The following is a 17,686-nucleotide window of genomic DNA, read 5'->3' on the forward strand; positions in this document are numbered from 1 at the left end:
AAGTCTTATTGTTAAAATGAATCGCCAGGAATACGTACCCAACCTTCCATTAACACTCTAGCACTTCGGCTCATTGACACTTTATTAACTATCCACTCACCATTTACTTGCTCAGTTTTCGCACCGACTTTCAATGTGCCTGATGGGTGTCCAAAGCTCACGGATTGCGTACTTCCCGTTGCAATAACTTGAGCAACTAACGTTCCCGGTATTGCAGCTGCGGTTCCGATGGCAACGGCGGCGGTTCCCATCATAGCGTGATGTAGTTTCCCCATTGATAACGCACGGACATTTAAGTCTATATCATCCCCTTTTATGCTTTTACCACTGGATGAAACATATGATTTATTACCGCTTACAAATGCCACTTTTGGTGTATGTTGACGTTCAGCAGCTTGAGCAATATTATCGATAAGTCCCATTTTTAATGCGCCATAAGCACGAATAGTTTCAAATCTAGCCAATGCTTGTTCATCGTTATTAATATCATCTTGTACCTCAGTACCTTTGTAACCTAAGTCTGCTGCATTTAAGAAGATAGTTGGAATACCCGCATTGATCATAGTGACGTCATAACTCGCCGCGGAAAATTTACCAACCGCAGGTACATCTAATTTATCAGTGACATTACCTGTTGGAAACATAGCTTCAGAGCTATCTACTGGCGCAACAAAATCCACTTGAACTTCTGCTGCGGGAAAGGTCACTCCGTCTAATTCAAAGTCACCGGTTTCTTGTACTTCACCATTGGTTATTGGTACATGGGCGATGATGGTTTTTTGAATGTTTTTTTGCCATATTCGTACAATTGTATGCCCATTTTCAGGTACACGTTTGGCATCAACTAACCCATTTGAAATAGCAAACGAACCAACCGCCGCAGTTAAATTTCCACAATTACCACTCCAATCGACAAACGCTTTATCGATAGCAACTTGGCCAAATAAGTAATCCACATCGTGATCTGCTTGCCCACTTTTGGCCAAAATCACCGTTTTACTGGTACTTGAGGTTGCACCTCCCATACCGTCTGTTTGCTTTGCATAAGGATCAGGACTGCCAATCACACGTAACAACATGTTATCTCTAGCCTTACCAGCTACCTGACATTTCTCAGGCAAGTCCGTTAAGCTAAAAAACACACCTTTGCTAGTGCCGCCGCGCATGTAAGTTGCTGGAATTTTTACTTGTGGAACGTGTTTCATTATTCAGCCCTATTCTATTTCTGCTAAGCGTTAGATTGTAAAAAGTCTTGAGCAAATTTCTGTAATACGCCACCAGCGTTATAAACCGAAACTTCTTCTGCGGTATCTAAACGACACTTAACCGGTATGGTCACCACTTCCCCTGCACTCGTACCCGAGGTTCTGGTCATTAATACGGACATTGTACCGCCTGAGGCTATGTCTCCAGCAACATCGTAGGTTTCTGTTCCGTCGATGTTGTAAGTTTTTCTGGTTTCACCATTAATAAATTCAAGTGGTAATACGCCCATTCCCACTAAGTTGGTACGGTGTATACGTTCAAAACCTTCAGCAACGATAACTTCAACACCTGCTAAACGAACCCCTTTTGCTGCCCAATCTCTTGAAGAGCCCTGACCATAATCGGCACCTGCAATAATAATAAGCGGTTGTTTACGTTGCATGTAGGTTTCAATCGCTTCCCACATACGGCTTTCTTTGCCTTCAGGTTCAATACGCGCGTACGAACCTTGTTTTACGTTGCCTTGTTCATCTAATACCATTTCATTAAACAATTTAGGGTTAGCAAACGTAGCGCGTTGTGCCGTTAAATGATCGCCTCTGTGTGTGGCATAAGAATTAAAATCTTCTTCTGGTAAGCCCATCTTATGTAAATAAGCACCTGCTGCGCTATTTAACTGGATAGCATTAGACGGTGATAAATGATCTGTAGTGATGTTGTCACCAAGTACAGCAAGTGGCACCATGCCTTTCATTGTTCGCTCGCCGGCTATTGCGCCTTCTCCCTCTTTATTCCAGTAGGGTGGACGGCGAATATAAGTGCTCTGTGGACGCCAGTTGTATAACGGACTTTCAGCAGGTTCAAATGCACCTAAGTCAAACATAGGTGTGTAAACTTGTTTAAATTGTTCTGGTTTTACACAAGTACTAACAATACGGTCTATCTCTTCATCACTCGGCCAAATGTCTTTTAATGTAATATCCTTGCCTTGAGTGTCTTGACCTAAAACATCTTTTTCAATATCAAAACGAATCGTCCCAGCAATTGCATAAGCCACAACTAGCGGAGGTGACGCTAAAAACGCTTGTTTAGCGAATGGATGAATTCGTCCGTCAAAGTTACGATTACCAGATAAAACGGCTGTGGTATATAAATCTCTGTCTATAATTTCTTGCTGTATTTTAGGGTCCAGAGCACCACTCATGCCATTACAAGTAGTACAGGCGTAACCGACAATACCAAAACCTAATTTTTCCATCTCAGGCAATAAACCAGATTCTTCCAAATACAATTTAGCGACTTTAGAACCCGGCGCAAACGAAGATTTAACCCAAGGTTTACGAACTAAACCAAGCTCGTTAGCACGTTTAGCTATTAAGCCTGCCGCCACTACATTGCGTGGATTTGAAGTATTGGTACAACTAGTAATAGCGGCAATGATCACAGCGCCATCTGGCATTTCACCGTCTTTTTCTTGTTGTTTACATTCACTTAAATCTTTTGCGATACCTGAAGATGTTAAATCAGCGGTAGCTAATCTACGATGTGGATTTGAAGGGCCAGCCATGTTTCGACAAACCGATGATAGATCAAATTCTAAAACTCGTTCGTATTGTGCATCAACTAAGTCATCTGCCCATAAACCAGTTTGTTTAGCATAGGTTTCTACTAATTCGACTTGCTCAGGCTCACGTCCTGTTAATTTAAGATAATCAATGGTTTGCTGGTCGATATAAAACATCCCTGCCGATGCACCGTATTCTGGTGTCATATTAGATATTGTTGCTCTGTCACCAATAGTTAGTTCTTTTGTGCCTTCGCCAAAAAACTCTAAGTAGCTAGAAACCACTTTTGAGTTTCGTAAAAACTCGGTAATAGCAAGAACAATGTCTGTTGCAGTAATACCAGATTGACGCTTTCCTGTTAACTTAACGCCAATTATATTAGGTAAACGCATCATAGATGGGCGGCCTAACATAACCGTTTCAGCTTCTAATCCACCAACACCAATAGCGATAACACCCAATGCATCAACATGCGGTGTGTGGCTATCTGTACCTACACAAGTATCGGGATAAGCAACTCCATCTCTTAGTTGGATAACTGGAGACATTTTTTCTAAATTAATTTGATGCATGATGCCGTTTCCGGCTGGAATAACATCTACATTTTTAAATGCGGTTTTGGTCCATTCTATAAAATGAAATCTGTCTTCATTACGTCTATCTTCAATTACTCGGTTTTTATCAAACGCATCAGACTCAAAACCGCCAAATTCTACCGCCAATGAATGATCAACGATCAATTGAGTAGGAACAACAGGATTTACTTTGGCAGGGTCGCCACCTTGATCCGCAATTGCATCTCGTAAACCAGCTAAATCCACTAATGCTGTTTGGCCTAAAATGTCATGACAAACCACACGAGCAGGATACCAAGGGAAATCGAGATCTTGTTTACGATAGATCAATTGTTCTAAAGCACTGGTTAGATCTTTAGGATCACAACGGCGAACTAATTGCTCTGCTAATACGCGAGATGTATAAGGTAATTTAGCATAAGATCCTACACTGATCTCTTCAACAGCTTGTCTAGTATCAAAGTAATCTATAGTTGAATTACCAAGTTTATAACCTGGTAATGGCTTGCGATATTCATAATTCATATTGTGATCCACGTAAAAAGTGAAGAAATAACTAAAAACAATGCCTAGTGTGACTAAAGGTCAAATCCCTATTTGACCTTTAGTCAGTTCTGAAACCTAAACTTAAGATCAAAGTTTAACGCTGGGATATAGCGATTACTTTTCTTGGTTCAGAGCCAATGTAATCGGCACTAGGTCGAATAATTCGATTGTTACTACGTTGCTCCATAATATGAGCAGCCCAACCCGTTAAACGTGAACAAACAAATATAGGGGTAAATAGTTTGGTTGGAATTCCCATATAGTTATAGGTTGAAGCATGGAAGAAATCTGCATTACAGAACAGTTTTTTGGTGTCCCACATAAACTCTTCACAGGCTACAGAAATATCATAAAGAGATGTGTCACCGTTTTCCTGTGCGAGTTTTTCTGACCATCTTTTTATGATCACATTACGTGGGTCTGACTCTCTATAAATTGCATGGCCAAAGCCCATAATTTTTTCTTTGCGTTCTAACATGCCAGCCATTTGGATTTTTGCATCTTCTGGTGACTTGAACTTCAAAATCATATCCATAGCCGCTTCATTTGCGCCACCATGCAATGGACCTCGTAAAGTACCAATGGCTCCGGTTACACAAGAATACATATCAGATAATGTTGAAGCACAAACACGAGCGGTAAAAGTAGATGCGTTAAATTCATGTTCCGCATATAAGATAAGAGAAACATCCATAACTTTACGATGTTGCTCCGACGGTGTTTTACCGTTTAACAAACGTAAGAAATGACCTGCCAGTAAATCTTCATCAGAGGTACAATCAATTTCTACGTTCTCATGAGTAAATTTATACCAGTAACACATAATAGCTGGGAATGCGGCAAGTAAACGATTAGCTGCTTTGTTTTGCTCAGCAAAACTAGTTTCTGGCTCTAGATTACCAAGGAAAGAACAACCTGTTCGCATTACATCCATTGGATGGGCATTTTTAGGAATTAGTTTTAACACGCTTTTTAATGCATCTGGTAAGTCACGCATGCTTTTTAATTCAGATTTATAAGCATCTAATTCGGCTTGATTTGGTAACTCACCATTAAAGAGTAAATATGCGACTTCTTCAAACGTCGCATTGTCAGCAAGATCCGATACATCATATCCACAATATGTTAAACCAGAACCTGACTTGCCAACAGTACATAATTTGGTTTCGCCAGCACTTTGACCACGTAATCCTGCACCACTTAGTTTTTTATCACTCATTGTCATCCCCTTAATATTATTTTGTATAGTGTCTTCTAAGCGTTACTTCTGACGGCTGATTAATAGCTTAGTTAGACTTATTTTTATTTTAGTTGATATTTTATTGTCAATAATTTCGGTTTATGTTTTTTTACTTGTTTTTACCTTCGGCAAATAAACTATCTAATTTTTGTTCATAGTCGTGATAACCAAGGTAGTCATACAAGTCCATTCTGGTTTGCATTGAATCGACCACGTCTTTTTGATCACCCTTTTCTAATATGGATGTGTAAACTGACTCAGCAGCTTTATTCATTGCTCTAAAGGCACTTAATGGATACAAGACCATCGCGGCCCCCCATTCACCTAATTGCTTTTTATTCCATAATTCGGTTTGACCAAACTCAGTAATATTGGCAAGAATAGGAACATTTAAGGCTTGCGAAAATGCACGATAATGTTCTTCGGTTTTTACCGCTTCAGCAAAAATCCCATCAGCACCTGCAGCAACATAAGCTTTTGCTCTGGCAATAGCGGACTCAAGCCCTTCTTGAGCAAATGAGTCTGTACGAGCCATAATGAAAAAATCAGGGTCGATACGAGCATCAACCGCCGCTTTGATTCGGTCGACCATTTCGTCAATTGAAACAACTTCTTTATTTGGACGATGACCACAACGCTTTTGAGCCACTTGATCTTCAATGTGAACGGCTGCTGCACCAGCTTTTTCCATATCACGAATGGTTTTAGCAATATTGAATGCGCCGCCCCAACCAGTATCAACATCAACTAACAAAGGTAAGTCACAGGCTGAAGTTATACGTTGAACATCTACGATAACGTCATTTAATGATGTCATGCCTAAATCTGGTAAGCCGTAAGAAGCATTTGCCACTCCGCCACCTGATAAATAAATAGCTTTATGACCGATTTGTTTGGCCATCATTGCTGAATAAGCATTGATAGTTCCAACAATTTGTAGTGGTTTATTGTTGACTAATGCTTGACGAAATTTTTTTCCTGCACTCATAATTTACTCTCTTAAACTAGTTAATTTAAAGATCTAGTTGGTTTAAAGCTTTAGTTAGTTAAAGGTTAAGCCAGTTTGTTAGCAATATTGTTTTTTGAATACGTTATATGACGACGCATTAGCATTTCAGCCAACTCTTCGTCTTTATTTTCAATGGCACGGACTATCGATTTGTGCTCATCAAATGCGGTTGTGATCCTTGGACCTGACATACCGAGTTGAACTCGATACATACGAACTAAGTGATAAATGCCGTCAACTAATAAGGAAATGAGTTGTTTGTTTTTACAGCCAAGGATAATACGATAATGAAAGTCAACATCTCCGGCTTCTTGATAATAAGAGCCCTCTTGTTTAACTTTTTCCGCGTGGGTTTCTAATAGTTGATTTAGTTCTGCAATTTCTTCAGAGGTCATATTTTTTGCTGCCAATCTGGCTGCCATCCCTTCCAAAGATTCTCTTATTTGGTAAAGCTCAATTAAGCCATCTGGCGTTAACGATACAACTCTTGCACCGACATTGGCTTTTCGCTCAACTAAGTGACACGTTTCCAAACGATTTATAGATTCTCTTATTACAGCACGGCTAACTCCGTACTTTGTCGACAATTCCGTTTCACTAAGTTTGCTACCAGATGCGATATCGCCTTCCACAATAGCGTACCTAATACTCAATAATGTCTTATCTGACGAGGTTATAGCCTGCTCAATCGGTTTGGTATAGTTAAGAGTCATATTTATACTAATTAATTAATGTTGTCGACAATTTAGGCCTATCCATCTAATTCGTCAAGCAAATCTGTCTGTTTTGTCGACAAAAAAGCTATTTATACCTATTATAGGTATTTAATGGCAAAAAAGTGCACATTGTTCACAACCTGTGTATAAGTTGACATCGATTAATTAGCACCCTGTTAATTAAAATGTATAAATACATAAACTATTGTTTTAAAAGGATTTAAAAATAAGTTTAAGTGCTTTTTTTTAAAATTAGTTTGCTCTAGACTAGCTCCATCAGTCGCATTACACATTTAATGTCGGCTTACCGCTTAAGCGCACGGCTCCTCAACGAGCCATTCTGTAGCCCAGACTAAATTGTCCTGGGCTTTTTTTTGCCTAAAATATAGCAGTGTATTCAAGTTATGCACATTCAGCGTATTTCTATTACTAAATCTAAGGCATAAAAAAAACCCGCTAAACATAGCGGGTTTTATTTAAAAAGCTTTTTAAGTTAGCCTAACTTATACAAGGTTAGATTTAAAAGAATGTCTTCTTAAATTCAACACCCCAAATAGCCGGTTCGTTGACAACACCAGTATTGTTATTGAAATCAATACCCGCTTTTAAGTTATCTTCATCAGTAATGTTACGTCCAAACAACGCAACTTCATAATCCATATCATAGTTTACATAACCAATACGTAAGCCTAATTCAAATTGGCCGTCAGTTACGTATTCTTCAGTTTGATAAATAAATAAACTTGTTTCACCTTGATAAGCATAATCTGAATAAACAAACATCTCACCACTATCACCAATTGGCAGAGCATAACGCCCTGTTAGTGTGAAGATAGTTTCAGGCGCATTAGGGAATGGATTACCATCAACATAAGCAGATGTACCATCAGCACTTAATGGATCAGTTGGTGTACATTGACCAGAACCACAAATACCAATCAATAAGTCTTTATCTTGTAATTCAGTTTTGTTATATGAAAAACCAGCCGTAACTAAGAAATCTTCCGTTACACGTATTTCTGAATCTAATTCAAAACCAGTGCCAACACCTTTTCCAGCATTTGTTAAACCAATACTATTTCCATTACCACCAACGGCAGTTAATTGAATATCATCTATTGTGTAGTGGAAAACGGCACCATTTAAACGAACCGTATTGTTGAATAAGTCCGACTTAAAACCGGCTTCATAAGACATGATAGTTTCAGATTCAGCGACTGAAGGCGTTCCAAAAAATGCAACATCACGTCCTTGAATAGATTGAGCACGGAAACCATTTGATACTCGTGCATACAAAGACATATCTGCATCTAATTTATGGTTAGCCATTAATTCCCAACTAACTTGATTATCTGACAAGTCGATTGGCGTTACGTCAGCATCAAAGCCAGAAGAGTAACCCGTTAAGCCTTTTTCATCCTCGGTATAACGTAAACCAGCTACAATTGTTGTCATATCTGTTACATCATAGGTTCCTTGACCAAATACAGCCCAAGTTGTATTTGTTTGGTTTACCGTAGAAGTTGGTATAAAGAACGGACTAGTCGCAACCTCTAGTTCAGAATCAAAGTAGAATACCCCAGTTTGCCAAGAATAATTATTATCACCGTTAGACGATAAGCGAATTTCCTGAGTGAATTGATCTACGTCTGCTGCATCTTGAGTGTTTGAAGTGAATGGAATATAGCCTGGTCCTGAATCCCCAGGAACAAAACATGAGTCCCATAAAACTGAATCATCACAACCATTACCACCGTCAATATCGCCTAAGCTATAACCTTTAGCTGACTCGCTTGCAGTAATAGAGGTTAATGTAAAATCACCAAAATCGTAATTCGCCGTTAAGCTCCAACCATCGCTGTCAAAAGATTGCGGATTATTATCACCAGAAGCATCAACACCTTCGTCAAACCAAACTGTGTCACGGTCATAATTTTCATTTAATTCATTACTACCAGTGGTTAAGATATTTGCGCGAAAAACTGAAGATGTACCTTCAAGTGAACGCGAGTGGACATTGAATAACATATCCAATTCATTAGTTGGTTTATAAGCTAATTGTAAACGGAATGCTTGGTCTTTGTGTCCGCCTAATGCATTATCTTCACCTGTGTATCCATTATCAATCCAATCATCTTTAGATTGGCTTAATACTGAAAGACGCGCAGATAGTTCATCAGTTAAACCACCACCCACAGCGCCTTCTAAATTTACCAGACCGTATGTGCCAACTCCCGCTTTAACATAAGCTTCAAAATCATCTGTTGGTTTGCGACTGGTAAATTTAATAACACCAGCTGTAGTATTACGACCAAATAACGAACCTTGAGGTCCACGAATTATTTCAACTTGGTCCATATCAAATAGTGGGAAACTCTTAAGAACCACATTTTCCATTACCACTTCATCCATGATAATTGACACAGGTTGAGAAGCCGCTAAATCAAAGTCTGTATTACCTAAACCACGCATGTAAAAACGAGGGGCTGCACGACCGTTTGATGATTCTGCATAAAGGCCTGGTACACGTGTAGCTAGTGCTAAAATATCATCACCACCAGCAAGAATATTTTCAAATTTTTCGCCCGATAATGTAGCAATTGAAAGTGGAACGTCTTGAATAGACTGTGTTCTTTTTAATGCAGTTACTGTAATTTTTTCTAATTTTGAATCATCTTTTTTTTCAACAACGTCTTCTGCTGCAAAAGTGGCGAATGAAGTGAACAATGCAGCTTGAATACTTAGAGCTATGGCTGCTTTTTTCATGATTTTTGTGGTTTTCATGTAATTCCCAATGGTAAAGTTGTTGTCTTAATAATCGTAGTACTTTTTAACCCTAAAAATTGCTGGTTAAAAATTTATGTTATTTTGAAGCGGGAGGAATACTAACTTATATGCCCACATAACTGTATGTATTTTTACATTAAAACTTGACTACAGTGTCAACTTATGCTTAACACTCTTATTTTTAACCAAGTAAATAACGCTTTGGTTACTGCTAAATTTATTTTGATAATAATATTTGAGTCGAGGATGGTTGAATTATCTTCTATTTTTTATTTAATCTATTTTTTTTAAAATATCCCTTGTTTGATACTTGCAACTCGTTATGATCTCCCCAATAAATAACATTAATTGTTTTAGGCGTATTGGAGTCATCAATGAGTGAAGTTCAACATCATAGTTTAATTATTTTAGGTTCAGGTCCTGCGGGTTATACAGCCGCTGTTTATGCTGCTCGTGCAAATTTAAATCCAGTGTTAATTACCGGTATGCAACAAGGTGGTCAATTAACGACAACAACAGAAGTAGAAAATTGGCCAGGCGATGCTAATGACCTAACAGGTCCAGTATTAATGGAACGCATGAAAGAGCACGCTGAAAAATTTGAAACTAAAATAATTTTTGATCATATTAATAAAGTTGATTTCAGTAAAAAACCGTACACGTTAAAAGGCGACTCAGTTAGTTATACGTGTGATGCTCTTATAATTTGTACAGGTGCTTCAGCTCAATACTTAGGACTTGAGTCTGAACAAGCATTTATGGGTAAAGGCGTATCAGCTTGTGCCACTTGCGATGGTTTCTTTTACCGTAATCAAAAAGTTGCGGTTATTGGTGGTGGCAACACAGCTGTTGAAGAAGCTTTATATTTATCTAATATTGCATCAGAAGTTCATTTAATTCACAGACGTGAAACATTCAAAGCTGAAAAAATCCTAATTAAACGCCTTATGGACAAAGTTGCTAATGGCAATATTGTATTACATTTAAATAAAACATTAGATGAAGTACTTGGTAATGATATGGGTGTAACAGGTGTTCGTCTTAACGACACTCAATCAGACGTTCAAGAAGAGTTTGATGTTATGGGGCTGTTTGTCGCTATTGGACATAAACCTAATACCGACATGTTTGAAGGACAATTGGACATGAACAATGGTTACCTTAAAATTCATAGTGGATTGGAAGGCAACGCAACAGCAACCAATGTTGAAGGTATATTTGCCGCAGGTGATGTATGTGATCACATTTACCGTCAAGCAATTACATCGGCTGGTACAGGTTGTATGGCAGCACTAGATGCAGAACGTTATTTAGACGTTCTATAAATAAGTTTGAGGGGATCATTCCCCTCTTTCTTGATATTACATCAATTGAACAAAACTCTTCATTACCTATCGGATGACCTTAACTGGTTTCCCTCCCCCTCTAGCGCTCTTGATGATCCAGCTGGCTTGTTAGCCATAGGCGGTGATTTAAATCCCAAGCGTGTTTTTTCAGGTTATCAACAAGGTATTTTCCCTTGGTTCTCAGAAGGCGAACCAATAATGTGGTGGAGTCCAGATCCTAGAGCTGTTATTAACATTAACGATGTTAAAATTAATAAGTCACTAAAAAAGTTTCTACGCAAATGTGATTATAGTGTCAGTATTAATACTCAATTTAACCAAGTTATCTCCAATTGCTCGAAACCAAGGCCTAATTCAGAAGGTACTTGGATAATGCCTGAAATGATAAAGTGCTATAACCAATTGCATGCAGCAGGTAATGCTCATTCCATTGAAATCTGGCAGATTGGAGAGTCTGGTAAAAATTTAGTGGGTGGTTTGTATGGCGTTTTAGTTGGAAATTGTTTTTGTGGTGAGTCTATGTTTTCCTTACAGCCTAATGCATCAAAGTTAGCATTAATATGTTTAGCTGATCTATTAAAGAGCCCTCAAGCTGAAGATCATAGCGAAGCGTTTATCGACTGCCAATTGCCCAACCCTTATCTTATGAGCATGGGCGCAACATTAATATCTAGAGAGATATATTTAGACCGATTAGCCAAAAGCCAAAATAAAACTTTACCATTATCGGTTTTTTCGTCTAAATTTATACAATGGCAGAATATTTTAGAAGCTTATGACAACCGTTAAATTTGGTTTATCCACAACGTTTAACTGTGGCTACCTAGCAGATAAACAAGAACAACTACTGATTTACATTGATGAAAAATCCTTGTCTCCGGTTATTTATTCTGCGTTACAAAGCAAAGGTTTTAGGCGCTCAGAAAGCCATGTGTATAGACCTCATTGTGAAAATTGTAATGCTTGCCAATCAATACGATTACCCGTTCATAATTTTAAAATTAAAAGTAGTCAAAAAAGAGTTTTAAACAAAGCTCGTGACTTTTCGGTAAACTTATCCAATACGGTATCTGACAAATATTATCCACTATTTGAGAAGTATATTAATACTAAACATCTAGATGGAGTTATGTACCCTGCTAATCAGGCTCAATTAGACAGTTTTGTAAAATGTGATTGGATGGATAAAGTGTTTATCGAATTACGTGATCAAGACAAACTTATTGCAGTGGCAATTTGTGATGTAACGCCAGATAGTTTATCCGCTGTATACACTTTTTATGACCCTGATTATTTCAAATACTCTTTAGGGACATTAATGATCTTACAACAGATCAATATTACTAAGCAGTTAGACAAAAAATGGCTTTACTTAGGATACTATATTGAAGACTGTGAAAAGATGAATTATAAAACTCGTTTTTTACCCTATCAGGTTCGTCGTAATGACATTTGGTTTGAAGTAGATTGATTTTTTTATCATATTTCTGTACTTTACTGGTCGAGTAACACCCTAATATTGAAAATTCCACATTTATTCTACGAATAAAATAGCAATTACAGGCTAATTACTATTTATTTCCAGTATTGGCTTTACTTATCGACTAAATTTGGGCAAAATCTGCGCTTATTTTTTTACGCTTACAAACAGTCCCAGAGGTTATACGCTTAATGGCGAAAGAAGACGTTATTGAAATGCAAGGTACAATTTTAGACACTTTGCCAAATACTATGTTCCGTGTTGAATTAGAGAATGGTCACGTTGTGACTGCTCATATATCCGGTAAAATGCGTAAACACTACATCCGTATTTTAACTGGTGACAAAGTAACAGTGGAAATGACTCCATATGACCTTTCGAAAGGTCGAATTACGTTCCGAGCTAGATAGTTTTATTAACTTATAGTGCGATTCGTAAATACTTATAAAAAAACCGAGAATATTCTCGGTTTTTTTATATCTGCAATTTATATCAGCAGAGACTCAAACTTTTACTTTGATTAAGCGGTTACCGCCTCTTTAGATTCATAACTTAAACTAAGTTCATCTTTTTTAACGCCTACTTTTACCACGCCACCTGATGCTAATGCACCAAACAATACTTCATTAGCTAAAGGCTTACGTAGTTTATCTTGAATTAAACGAGCCATTGGACGTGCGCCCATCGCTTTATCATAGCCTTTTTTACCTAACCATTTCATTGCGGCATCTGAAACTTCCAGCTCAACTTGTTTTTTATCAAGTTGTGATTGAAGTTCAACAATAAATTTATCAACAACTTGTAAAATTGTTTCTTCATTTAAATGATTAAACCAAACAATCTCATCAAGTCTATTTCTAAATTCTGGAGCAAAGGTACGTTTAATTTCTTCCATTGCATCTGAACTATTATCTTGATGCGTAAAGCCAATTGATTTTTTAGAGACTTCAATTACGCCAGCATTGGTTGTCATTACTAAAATAACATTTCTAAAATCAGCCTTTCTACCGTTATTGTCTGTTAATGTACCGTGATCCATTACTTGTAATAAAAGATTGAATACATCTGGATGTGCTTTTTCTATTTCATCTAATAACACAACACTATGTGGATGTTTCATCACCGCATCCGTTAACTGACCACCCTGTTCAAAACCAACATAACCAGGAGGTGAACCAATTAAACGACTCACTGCATGACGTTCCATATATTCAGACATATCAAAACGCAATAATTCAATACCAAGAACTTTAGACAACTGTTTAGTTACTTCTGTTTTACCAACCCCTGTTGGACCAGCAAATAAGAAACTACCAATAGGTTTACCTTCAGCGCCAAGCCCTGAACGTGATAAGCGTATTGCAGCGGTTAACGCATCAATAGCTTCATCTTGTCCGAATACAGCTAATTTAAGGTTACGGTCAACATTACGTAAAACATCTTTATCAGACTGTGAAACTGACTTTTCTGGAATACGTGCAATTTTGGCAACAATTTGTTCAATAATGCCAACATTAATTTGTTTTTTGCGCTTTGATTTAGCCAACACTTTTTGATTCGCACCAGCTTCATCAATAATGTCGATCGCTTTATCCGGTAGATGACGATCGTTAATATATCTGTCTGACAATTCCGCGGCAGCTCTTAATGCAGAATTTGTATATTTAACACCATGATGTTGTTCATAACGTTCTTTTAAACCAATTAATATTTTAGTTGTGTCGTCCACACTTGGTTCTTCCACATCAATTTTTTGGAAACGTCTAACCAGTGCTTTGTCTTTTTCAAAAATATTTCTAAATTCAGCATAGGTTGTTGATCCCATACAGCGTAATTTACCTGTGGCTAAAAGAGGCTTAAGTAAATTAGACGCATCCATAACACCACCTGATGCCGCACCAGCACCAATTATTGTATGAATTTCATCAATAAATAAGATGGCATGCTCTTGAGCTTGTAATTGTTTTAATAAGGCTTTTAGACGCTTTTCAAAATCACCACGGTATTTAGTACCAGCAAGTAAGCTACCCATATCTAATGAATACACAGTCGCATTTTCAATAACTTCTGGAACGGTTCCATTTACTATTTTATAAGCTAATCCTTCAGCAATTGCTGTTTTACCAACGCCCGCTTCACCAATTAATAATGGGTTGTTTTTCTTACGACGACATAGAACTTGAATACAACGTTCTATCTCTTCCTCACGGCCTATAATAGGGTCGATGCCACCTTGGGTAGCTAATTCATTTAAATTAGTGCATAAACTATCCAAGCTGCTTTCCGCATCACCAGAACCATCTTCTGAGTCTAAACTTTCTCCATCTTCACCGTCTTCATTATGATCAAGCCCATGAGAAATATAATTAACTAAGTCTAATCGACTAATATCAAAACTTTTTAATACATAGACAGCGTGAGACTCTTGCTCTGAGTAAATAGCTACTAATACATTGGCACCTGAAACTTCTTGCTTGCCAGATGACTGTACGTGAAATACAGCTCTTTGTAATACTCTTTGGAAACCAAGTGTCGGCTGAGTCTCTTTCTCATCAGACTCGTCTTCCGCTAAATAAGGCGTAGTTTGAGTTATAAACTCCACAAGTTCCGCTTTAATTTTATCAATATCTGCTGAGCATGCTAACAGTGCATCTTTAGCGTCAGAGTTATCTAACAATGCCATTAATAAATGCTCAAGAGTCATAAACTCATGGCGGTGTAACTTGGCATAATGAAATGCTTCATTCAAAGTAACTTCTAATTCTTTGTTTAACATGGACACCTTCTTATTTATTCAAACGAATACTAAGCCTAGCTTAGTTATTCTTGTTCCATTGTGCATAACAATGGATGCTGATTGGCGCGAGAAAATTGATTTACTTGTGCTACTTTTGTTTCTGCAACTTCCGCAGAATATGTACCAACAATGGCTTTCCCATCTTTGTGTACTTTAAACATTATATGGTTTGCACTTTCTAATGTTTTACCAAAGAACTTAATTAATACTGTCACTACAAAGTCCATGGGGGTGTAATCATCATTATTCAAGATTACTTTATACATCGACGGTTTCTTTAATTTACTTTTAGCCGCTTCTTTTAATAAGCCTGTGCCGTTTTCACTATCGGTTATTTTTGCCATACACTCACAAATATTTTTGTTTTATTGTTAAGAGATTACTACCTTTATATAAATATATTAGCCAATTAACAAAACATTGTTGTTAAAACTTGACTATTTGTATAAATTATCTACAGTATTTCATTGATCGCTTTAAATTTATACTAGAATAACAATTAACGACAATTGCTCAATATATTTAACATAGGAAGTAGAAGTATGGCACTCGGAAAAGTTAAGTGGTTTAACAACGCAAAAGGTTTTGGTTTTATTAAAGAAGAAGGCAAAGAGGAAGATATCTTCGCTCATTTTTCAACTATCACTATGGATGGTTATAAAACCTTAAAAGCTGGTCAAGATGTAGAATTTGATTTAACTGAAGGTCCAAAAGGCCTACACGCGATCAATATCAAACTTGGCGAAAAATAAAAACAATAATAAAAATCAGAAAATAAAAGCACCCTAATTTATGGGTGCTATTTTATTCCTGTAAATAATTTAGAGATGTTCTATGATCTCGAACCCCAATAAATACGTTCCACTATCTTCTTGAGAACAGCGCACCACAGTTGCAGAAGCTTTTAATGCTGGTAACTCCGGGCTAGCACCTTCTAATTTACATATTACATTAGTACCAACTTCAATGGGTTCATCGGTTTCAACAGCCATTCCAGTTGCACTCAAATCACGGCATACCGCCGTTAATTTACGACCTGCGTCTGCATCCGCAATATCTATTTCTATATTAGTATTAACCATCATTCTAAAAAAATTTCGGTTGTCATTGTATCTAATCATACCGCTGCCTTTAATTTAAATTTCTGATAATTTTTATTACTATCACTTAAAATAACTTGATTATAACAACCAGTCATCCCCTTTCGAATCTTGGAACACATAACACTGGTAGAGTTAGAACTTAAATAACTACCTAATTTGATATGCTAATTTAAGCTTTCAGATTAAGAGAACCAAGATAAATCAACAATACCAAACTACTTTCCAATTTAATTATCCACCTCCATGTAATTAAATTGAACTCATGGATACTGTAGAATAGTTACTCACTAATATACAAATTTTCAACATCATTGCTACACTTTAGTTCAAAATAAATAGACAAATTTTAATGAAAAAAGAGTAAATAAAACTAAAAAACGATTAAATAGTTTGACATTACACTCATTAAAGATTGAAATTGGCGCAACAACTTTACTAGTTACTTAGGGAATAGAACAAATGAAAAAGACAACTACAGCTCTAGCGCTTGCGTTAGCATCAACGAATGTGGCAGCTTTGCCACTAATCGACTTTTGGGTAGGCGGTTACTCTTGGAATACAGCTTATGAAGGTTCTGTGTCAGCAACATCTTCAGGCCAACCTATCGATTTATCATTGGATAACACGCTTCAATTGGAAGATTCTTACAACAATGTTATTTGGGCTGCTTTTGAGCATCCAGTACCTGTTTTGCCAAATATTCAAATAAAACAAACGTCTTTAGAAACCACAGGTATGGGATCTTTTGATCAAAGTTTTACTTTTGGTGGCGAAACTTATAACCAAAATTTAACATTAGATTCAAATTTAAATTTGAATCATACAGACTTAACACTTTATTGGGGATTACCACTTCCTATTGTTACCGTTGATTTTGGTTTGAACATTCGTCAATTTGATGGTGATCTAATGATAAACCAACTTGATAGTAACTCAAACGTAGTTAATAGTGGTTCCACTGCACTAGATGCTCCAATTCCAATGGCATTTGCACGTGTAGGCGGTTACTTACCATTTACAGGTTTGTCATTAATGGCTGAAGCTAATTATATTGGTTACGGTGAGACTAATCATATGGATTACCAAATCGTTGCTCGTTATACACTTCCTATCATCCCAGTTTTAGATGTAAATATTGAAGCGGGTTACCGTTCGTTTCAGTTGAACATTGACCCAACTGATTTTGATGGTGATGAAGATGACTTAACAGCTGACATCGATATGTCTGGTGTTTTTGTAGGTCTATCTTTCCACCTATAAACTCTTAATGTTAAGAGGGTGTAAGTTGTTTTATATTTAACGACTGAATACTCAAA

General features: G+C 37.1%; 15 protein-coding genes. 6 read left to right on the forward strand and 9 right to left on the reverse strand.

The window, feature by feature from the left end; all coding sequences use genetic code 11:
* Window positions 1-11: 11 nt before the first annotated feature.
* The 6 genes from prpF to Q0940_RS14345 form a co-directional block, all read right to left on the reverse strand.
* Window positions 12-1,205: a 2-methylaconitate cis-trans isomerase PrpF gene (prpF, locus tag Q0940_RS14320; RefSeq protein WP_299269915.1), complete on the reverse strand. Its 1,194-nt coding sequence runs from the start codon at window positions 1,203-1,205 to the stop codon at window positions 12-14.
* A gap of 23 nt (window positions 1,206-1,228) precedes the next feature.
* Complete coding sequence (gene acnD, locus Q0940_RS14325; protein ID WP_299269918.1) at window positions 1,229-3,871, reverse strand: Fe/S-dependent 2-methylisocitrate dehydratase AcnD; 2,643 nt, start codon at window positions 3,869-3,871, stop codon at window positions 1,229-1,231.
* A gap of 115 nt (window positions 3,872-3,986) precedes the next feature.
* The gene (gene prpC / locus Q0940_RS14330; RefSeq protein ID WP_299269921.1) at window positions 3,987-5,111 is read right to left on the reverse strand and encodes a 2-methylcitrate synthase; all 1,125 of its coding nucleotides are present in this window, start codon (window positions 5,109-5,111) and stop codon (window positions 3,987-3,989) included.
* A 130-nt stretch (window positions 5,112-5,241) separates the two neighbouring features.
* Window positions 5,242-6,120: a methylisocitrate lyase gene (gene prpB / locus Q0940_RS14335; RefSeq protein ID WP_299269924.1), complete on the reverse strand. Its 879-nt coding sequence runs from the start codon at window positions 6,118-6,120 to the stop codon at window positions 5,242-5,244.
* A gap of 65 nt (window positions 6,121-6,185) precedes the next feature.
* A complete protein-coding gene (locus Q0940_RS14340; protein ID WP_299269927.1) occupies window positions 6,186-6,854 on the reverse strand; it encodes a GntR family transcriptional regulator in 669 nt (222 codons plus the stop codon).
* Window positions 6,855-7,376: 522 nt separating this feature from the next.
* A complete protein-coding gene (locus tag Q0940_RS14345) occupies window positions 7,377-9,641 on the reverse strand; it encodes a TonB-dependent receptor (protein WP_299269930.1) in 2,265 nt (754 codons plus the stop codon).
* Window positions 9,642-10,018: 377 nt separating this feature from the next.
* Here Q0940_RS14345 and trxB point away from each other — a divergent pair, with 377 nt between their 5' ends.
* From trxB to infA, 4 genes are all read left to right on the forward strand, one after another.
* Window positions 10,019-10,969 (forward strand): thioredoxin-disulfide reductase, encoded by a 951-nt coding sequence (trxB, locus tag Q0940_RS14350; protein WP_299269932.1) that lies wholly within the window; start codon window positions 10,019-10,021, stop codon window positions 10,967-10,969.
* Between the two features lie 45 nt (window positions 10,970-11,014).
* Window positions 11,015-11,779 (forward strand): leucyl/phenylalanyl-tRNA--protein transferase, encoded by a 765-nt coding sequence (aat, locus tag Q0940_RS14355; RefSeq protein ID WP_299269935.1) that lies wholly within the window; start codon window positions 11,015-11,017, stop codon window positions 11,777-11,779.
* Window positions 11,766-12,461, forward strand: a complete 696-nt coding sequence (locus Q0940_RS14360) for an arginyltransferase (RefSeq protein WP_299269937.1) — start codon at window positions 11,766-11,768, stop codon at window positions 12,459-12,461. Before aat ends, Q0940_RS14360 begins: the two co-directional genes overlap by 14 nt.
* A gap of 200 nt (window positions 12,462-12,661) precedes the next feature.
* Complete coding sequence (gene infA, locus Q0940_RS14365) at window positions 12,662-12,880, forward strand: translation initiation factor IF-1 (protein WP_105053115.1); 219 nt, start codon at window positions 12,662-12,664, stop codon at window positions 12,878-12,880.
* A 110-nt stretch (window positions 12,881-12,990) separates the two neighbouring features.
* Here the strand turns inward: infA and clpA are convergent, their stop codons facing one another.
* Both clpA and clpS read right to left on the reverse strand, forming a co-directional pair.
* The gene (gene clpA / locus Q0940_RS14370) at window positions 12,991-15,246 is read right to left on the reverse strand and encodes an ATP-dependent Clp protease ATP-binding subunit ClpA (RefSeq protein ID WP_299269944.1); all 2,256 of its coding nucleotides are present in this window, start codon (window positions 15,244-15,246) and stop codon (window positions 12,991-12,993) included.
* 44 nt (window positions 15,247-15,290) lie between these two features.
* Window positions 15,291-15,611, reverse strand: a complete 321-nt coding sequence (clpS, locus tag Q0940_RS14375) for an ATP-dependent Clp protease adapter ClpS (RefSeq protein WP_299269947.1) — start codon at window positions 15,609-15,611, stop codon at window positions 15,291-15,293.
* Between the two features lie 198 nt (window positions 15,612-15,809).
* On the opposite strand from clpS, the gene cspD reads away from it, so the two are divergent.
* Window positions 15,810-16,019 (forward strand): cold shock domain-containing protein CspD, encoded by a 210-nt coding sequence (gene cspD / locus Q0940_RS14380; RefSeq protein WP_216055914.1) that lies wholly within the window; start codon window positions 15,810-15,812, stop codon window positions 16,017-16,019.
* 69 nt (window positions 16,020-16,088) lie between these two features.
* Here cspD and Q0940_RS14385 read toward each other — a convergent pair whose 3' ends face one another.
* Window positions 16,089-16,388 (reverse strand): PilZ domain-containing protein, encoded by a 300-nt coding sequence (locus Q0940_RS14385; RefSeq protein WP_299269954.1) that lies wholly within the window; start codon window positions 16,386-16,388, stop codon window positions 16,089-16,091.
* A 441-nt stretch (window positions 16,389-16,829) separates the two neighbouring features.
* Here Q0940_RS14385 and Q0940_RS14390 point away from each other — a divergent pair, with 441 nt between their 5' ends.
* Window positions 16,830-17,630, forward strand: a complete 801-nt coding sequence (locus Q0940_RS14390) for a TIGR04219 family outer membrane beta-barrel protein (RefSeq protein WP_299269957.1) — start codon at window positions 16,830-16,832, stop codon at window positions 17,628-17,630.
* Window positions 17,631-17,686: the final 56 nt, after the last annotated feature.

Origin of the sequence: uncultured Psychrosphaera sp. (assembly GCF_947500655.1) — a bacterium.
Classification (GTDB): domain Bacteria; phylum Pseudomonadota; class Gammaproteobacteria; order Enterobacterales; family Alteromonadaceae; genus Psychrosphaera.

What these genes read in the sequence shown, in the direction of transcription:
- prpB (WP_299269924.1), bottom strand. Translation starts at nt 6,120, where the DNA reads ATGAGTGCAGGAAAAAAATTTCGTCAAGCATTAGTCAACAATAAACCA.
- cspD (WP_216055914.1), top strand. Translation starts at nt 15,810, where the DNA reads ATGGCACTCGGAAAAGTTAAGTGGTTTAACAACGCAAAAGGTTTTGGT.
- Q0940_RS14345 (WP_299269930.1), bottom strand. Translation starts at nt 9,641, where the DNA reads ATGAAAACCACAAAAATCATGAAAAAAGCAGCCATAGCTCTAAGTATT.
- clpA (WP_299269944.1), bottom strand. Translation starts at nt 15,246, where the DNA reads ATGTTAAACAAAGAATTAGAAGTTACTTTGAATGAAGCATTTCATTAT.
- Q0940_RS14360 (WP_299269937.1), top strand. Translation starts at nt 11,766, where the DNA reads ATGACAACCGTTAAATTTGGTTTATCCACAACGTTTAACTGTGGCTAC.
- infA (WP_105053115.1), top strand. Translation starts at nt 12,662, where the DNA reads ATGGCGAAAGAAGACGTTATTGAAATGCAAGGTACAATTTTAGACACT.
- clpS (WP_299269947.1), bottom strand. Translation starts at nt 15,611, where the DNA reads ATGGCAAAAATAACCGATAGTGAAAACGGCACAGGCTTATTAAAAGAA.
- Q0940_RS14390 (WP_299269957.1), top strand. Translation starts at nt 16,830, where the DNA reads ATGAAAAAGACAACTACAGCTCTAGCGCTTGCGTTAGCATCAACGAAT.
- prpF (WP_299269915.1), bottom strand. Translation starts at nt 1,205, where the DNA reads ATGAAACACGTTCCACAAGTAAAAATTCCAGCAACTTACATGCGCGGC.
- prpC (WP_299269921.1), bottom strand. Translation starts at nt 5,111, where the DNA reads ATGAGTGATAAAAAACTAAGTGGTGCAGGATTACGTGGTCAAAGTGCT.
- acnD (WP_299269918.1), bottom strand. Translation starts at nt 3,871, where the DNA reads ATGAATTATGAATATCGCAAGCCATTACCAGGTTATAAACTTGGTAAT.
- trxB (WP_299269932.1), top strand. Translation starts at nt 10,019, where the DNA reads ATGAGTGAAGTTCAACATCATAGTTTAATTATTTTAGGTTCAGGTCCT.
- Q0940_RS14340 (WP_299269927.1), bottom strand. Translation starts at nt 6,854, where the DNA reads ATGACTCTTAACTATACCAAACCGATTGAGCAGGCTATAACCTCGTCA.
- Q0940_RS14385 (WP_299269954.1), bottom strand. Translation starts at nt 16,388, where the DNA reads ATGATTAGATACAATGACAACCGAAATTTTTTTAGAATGATGGTTAAT.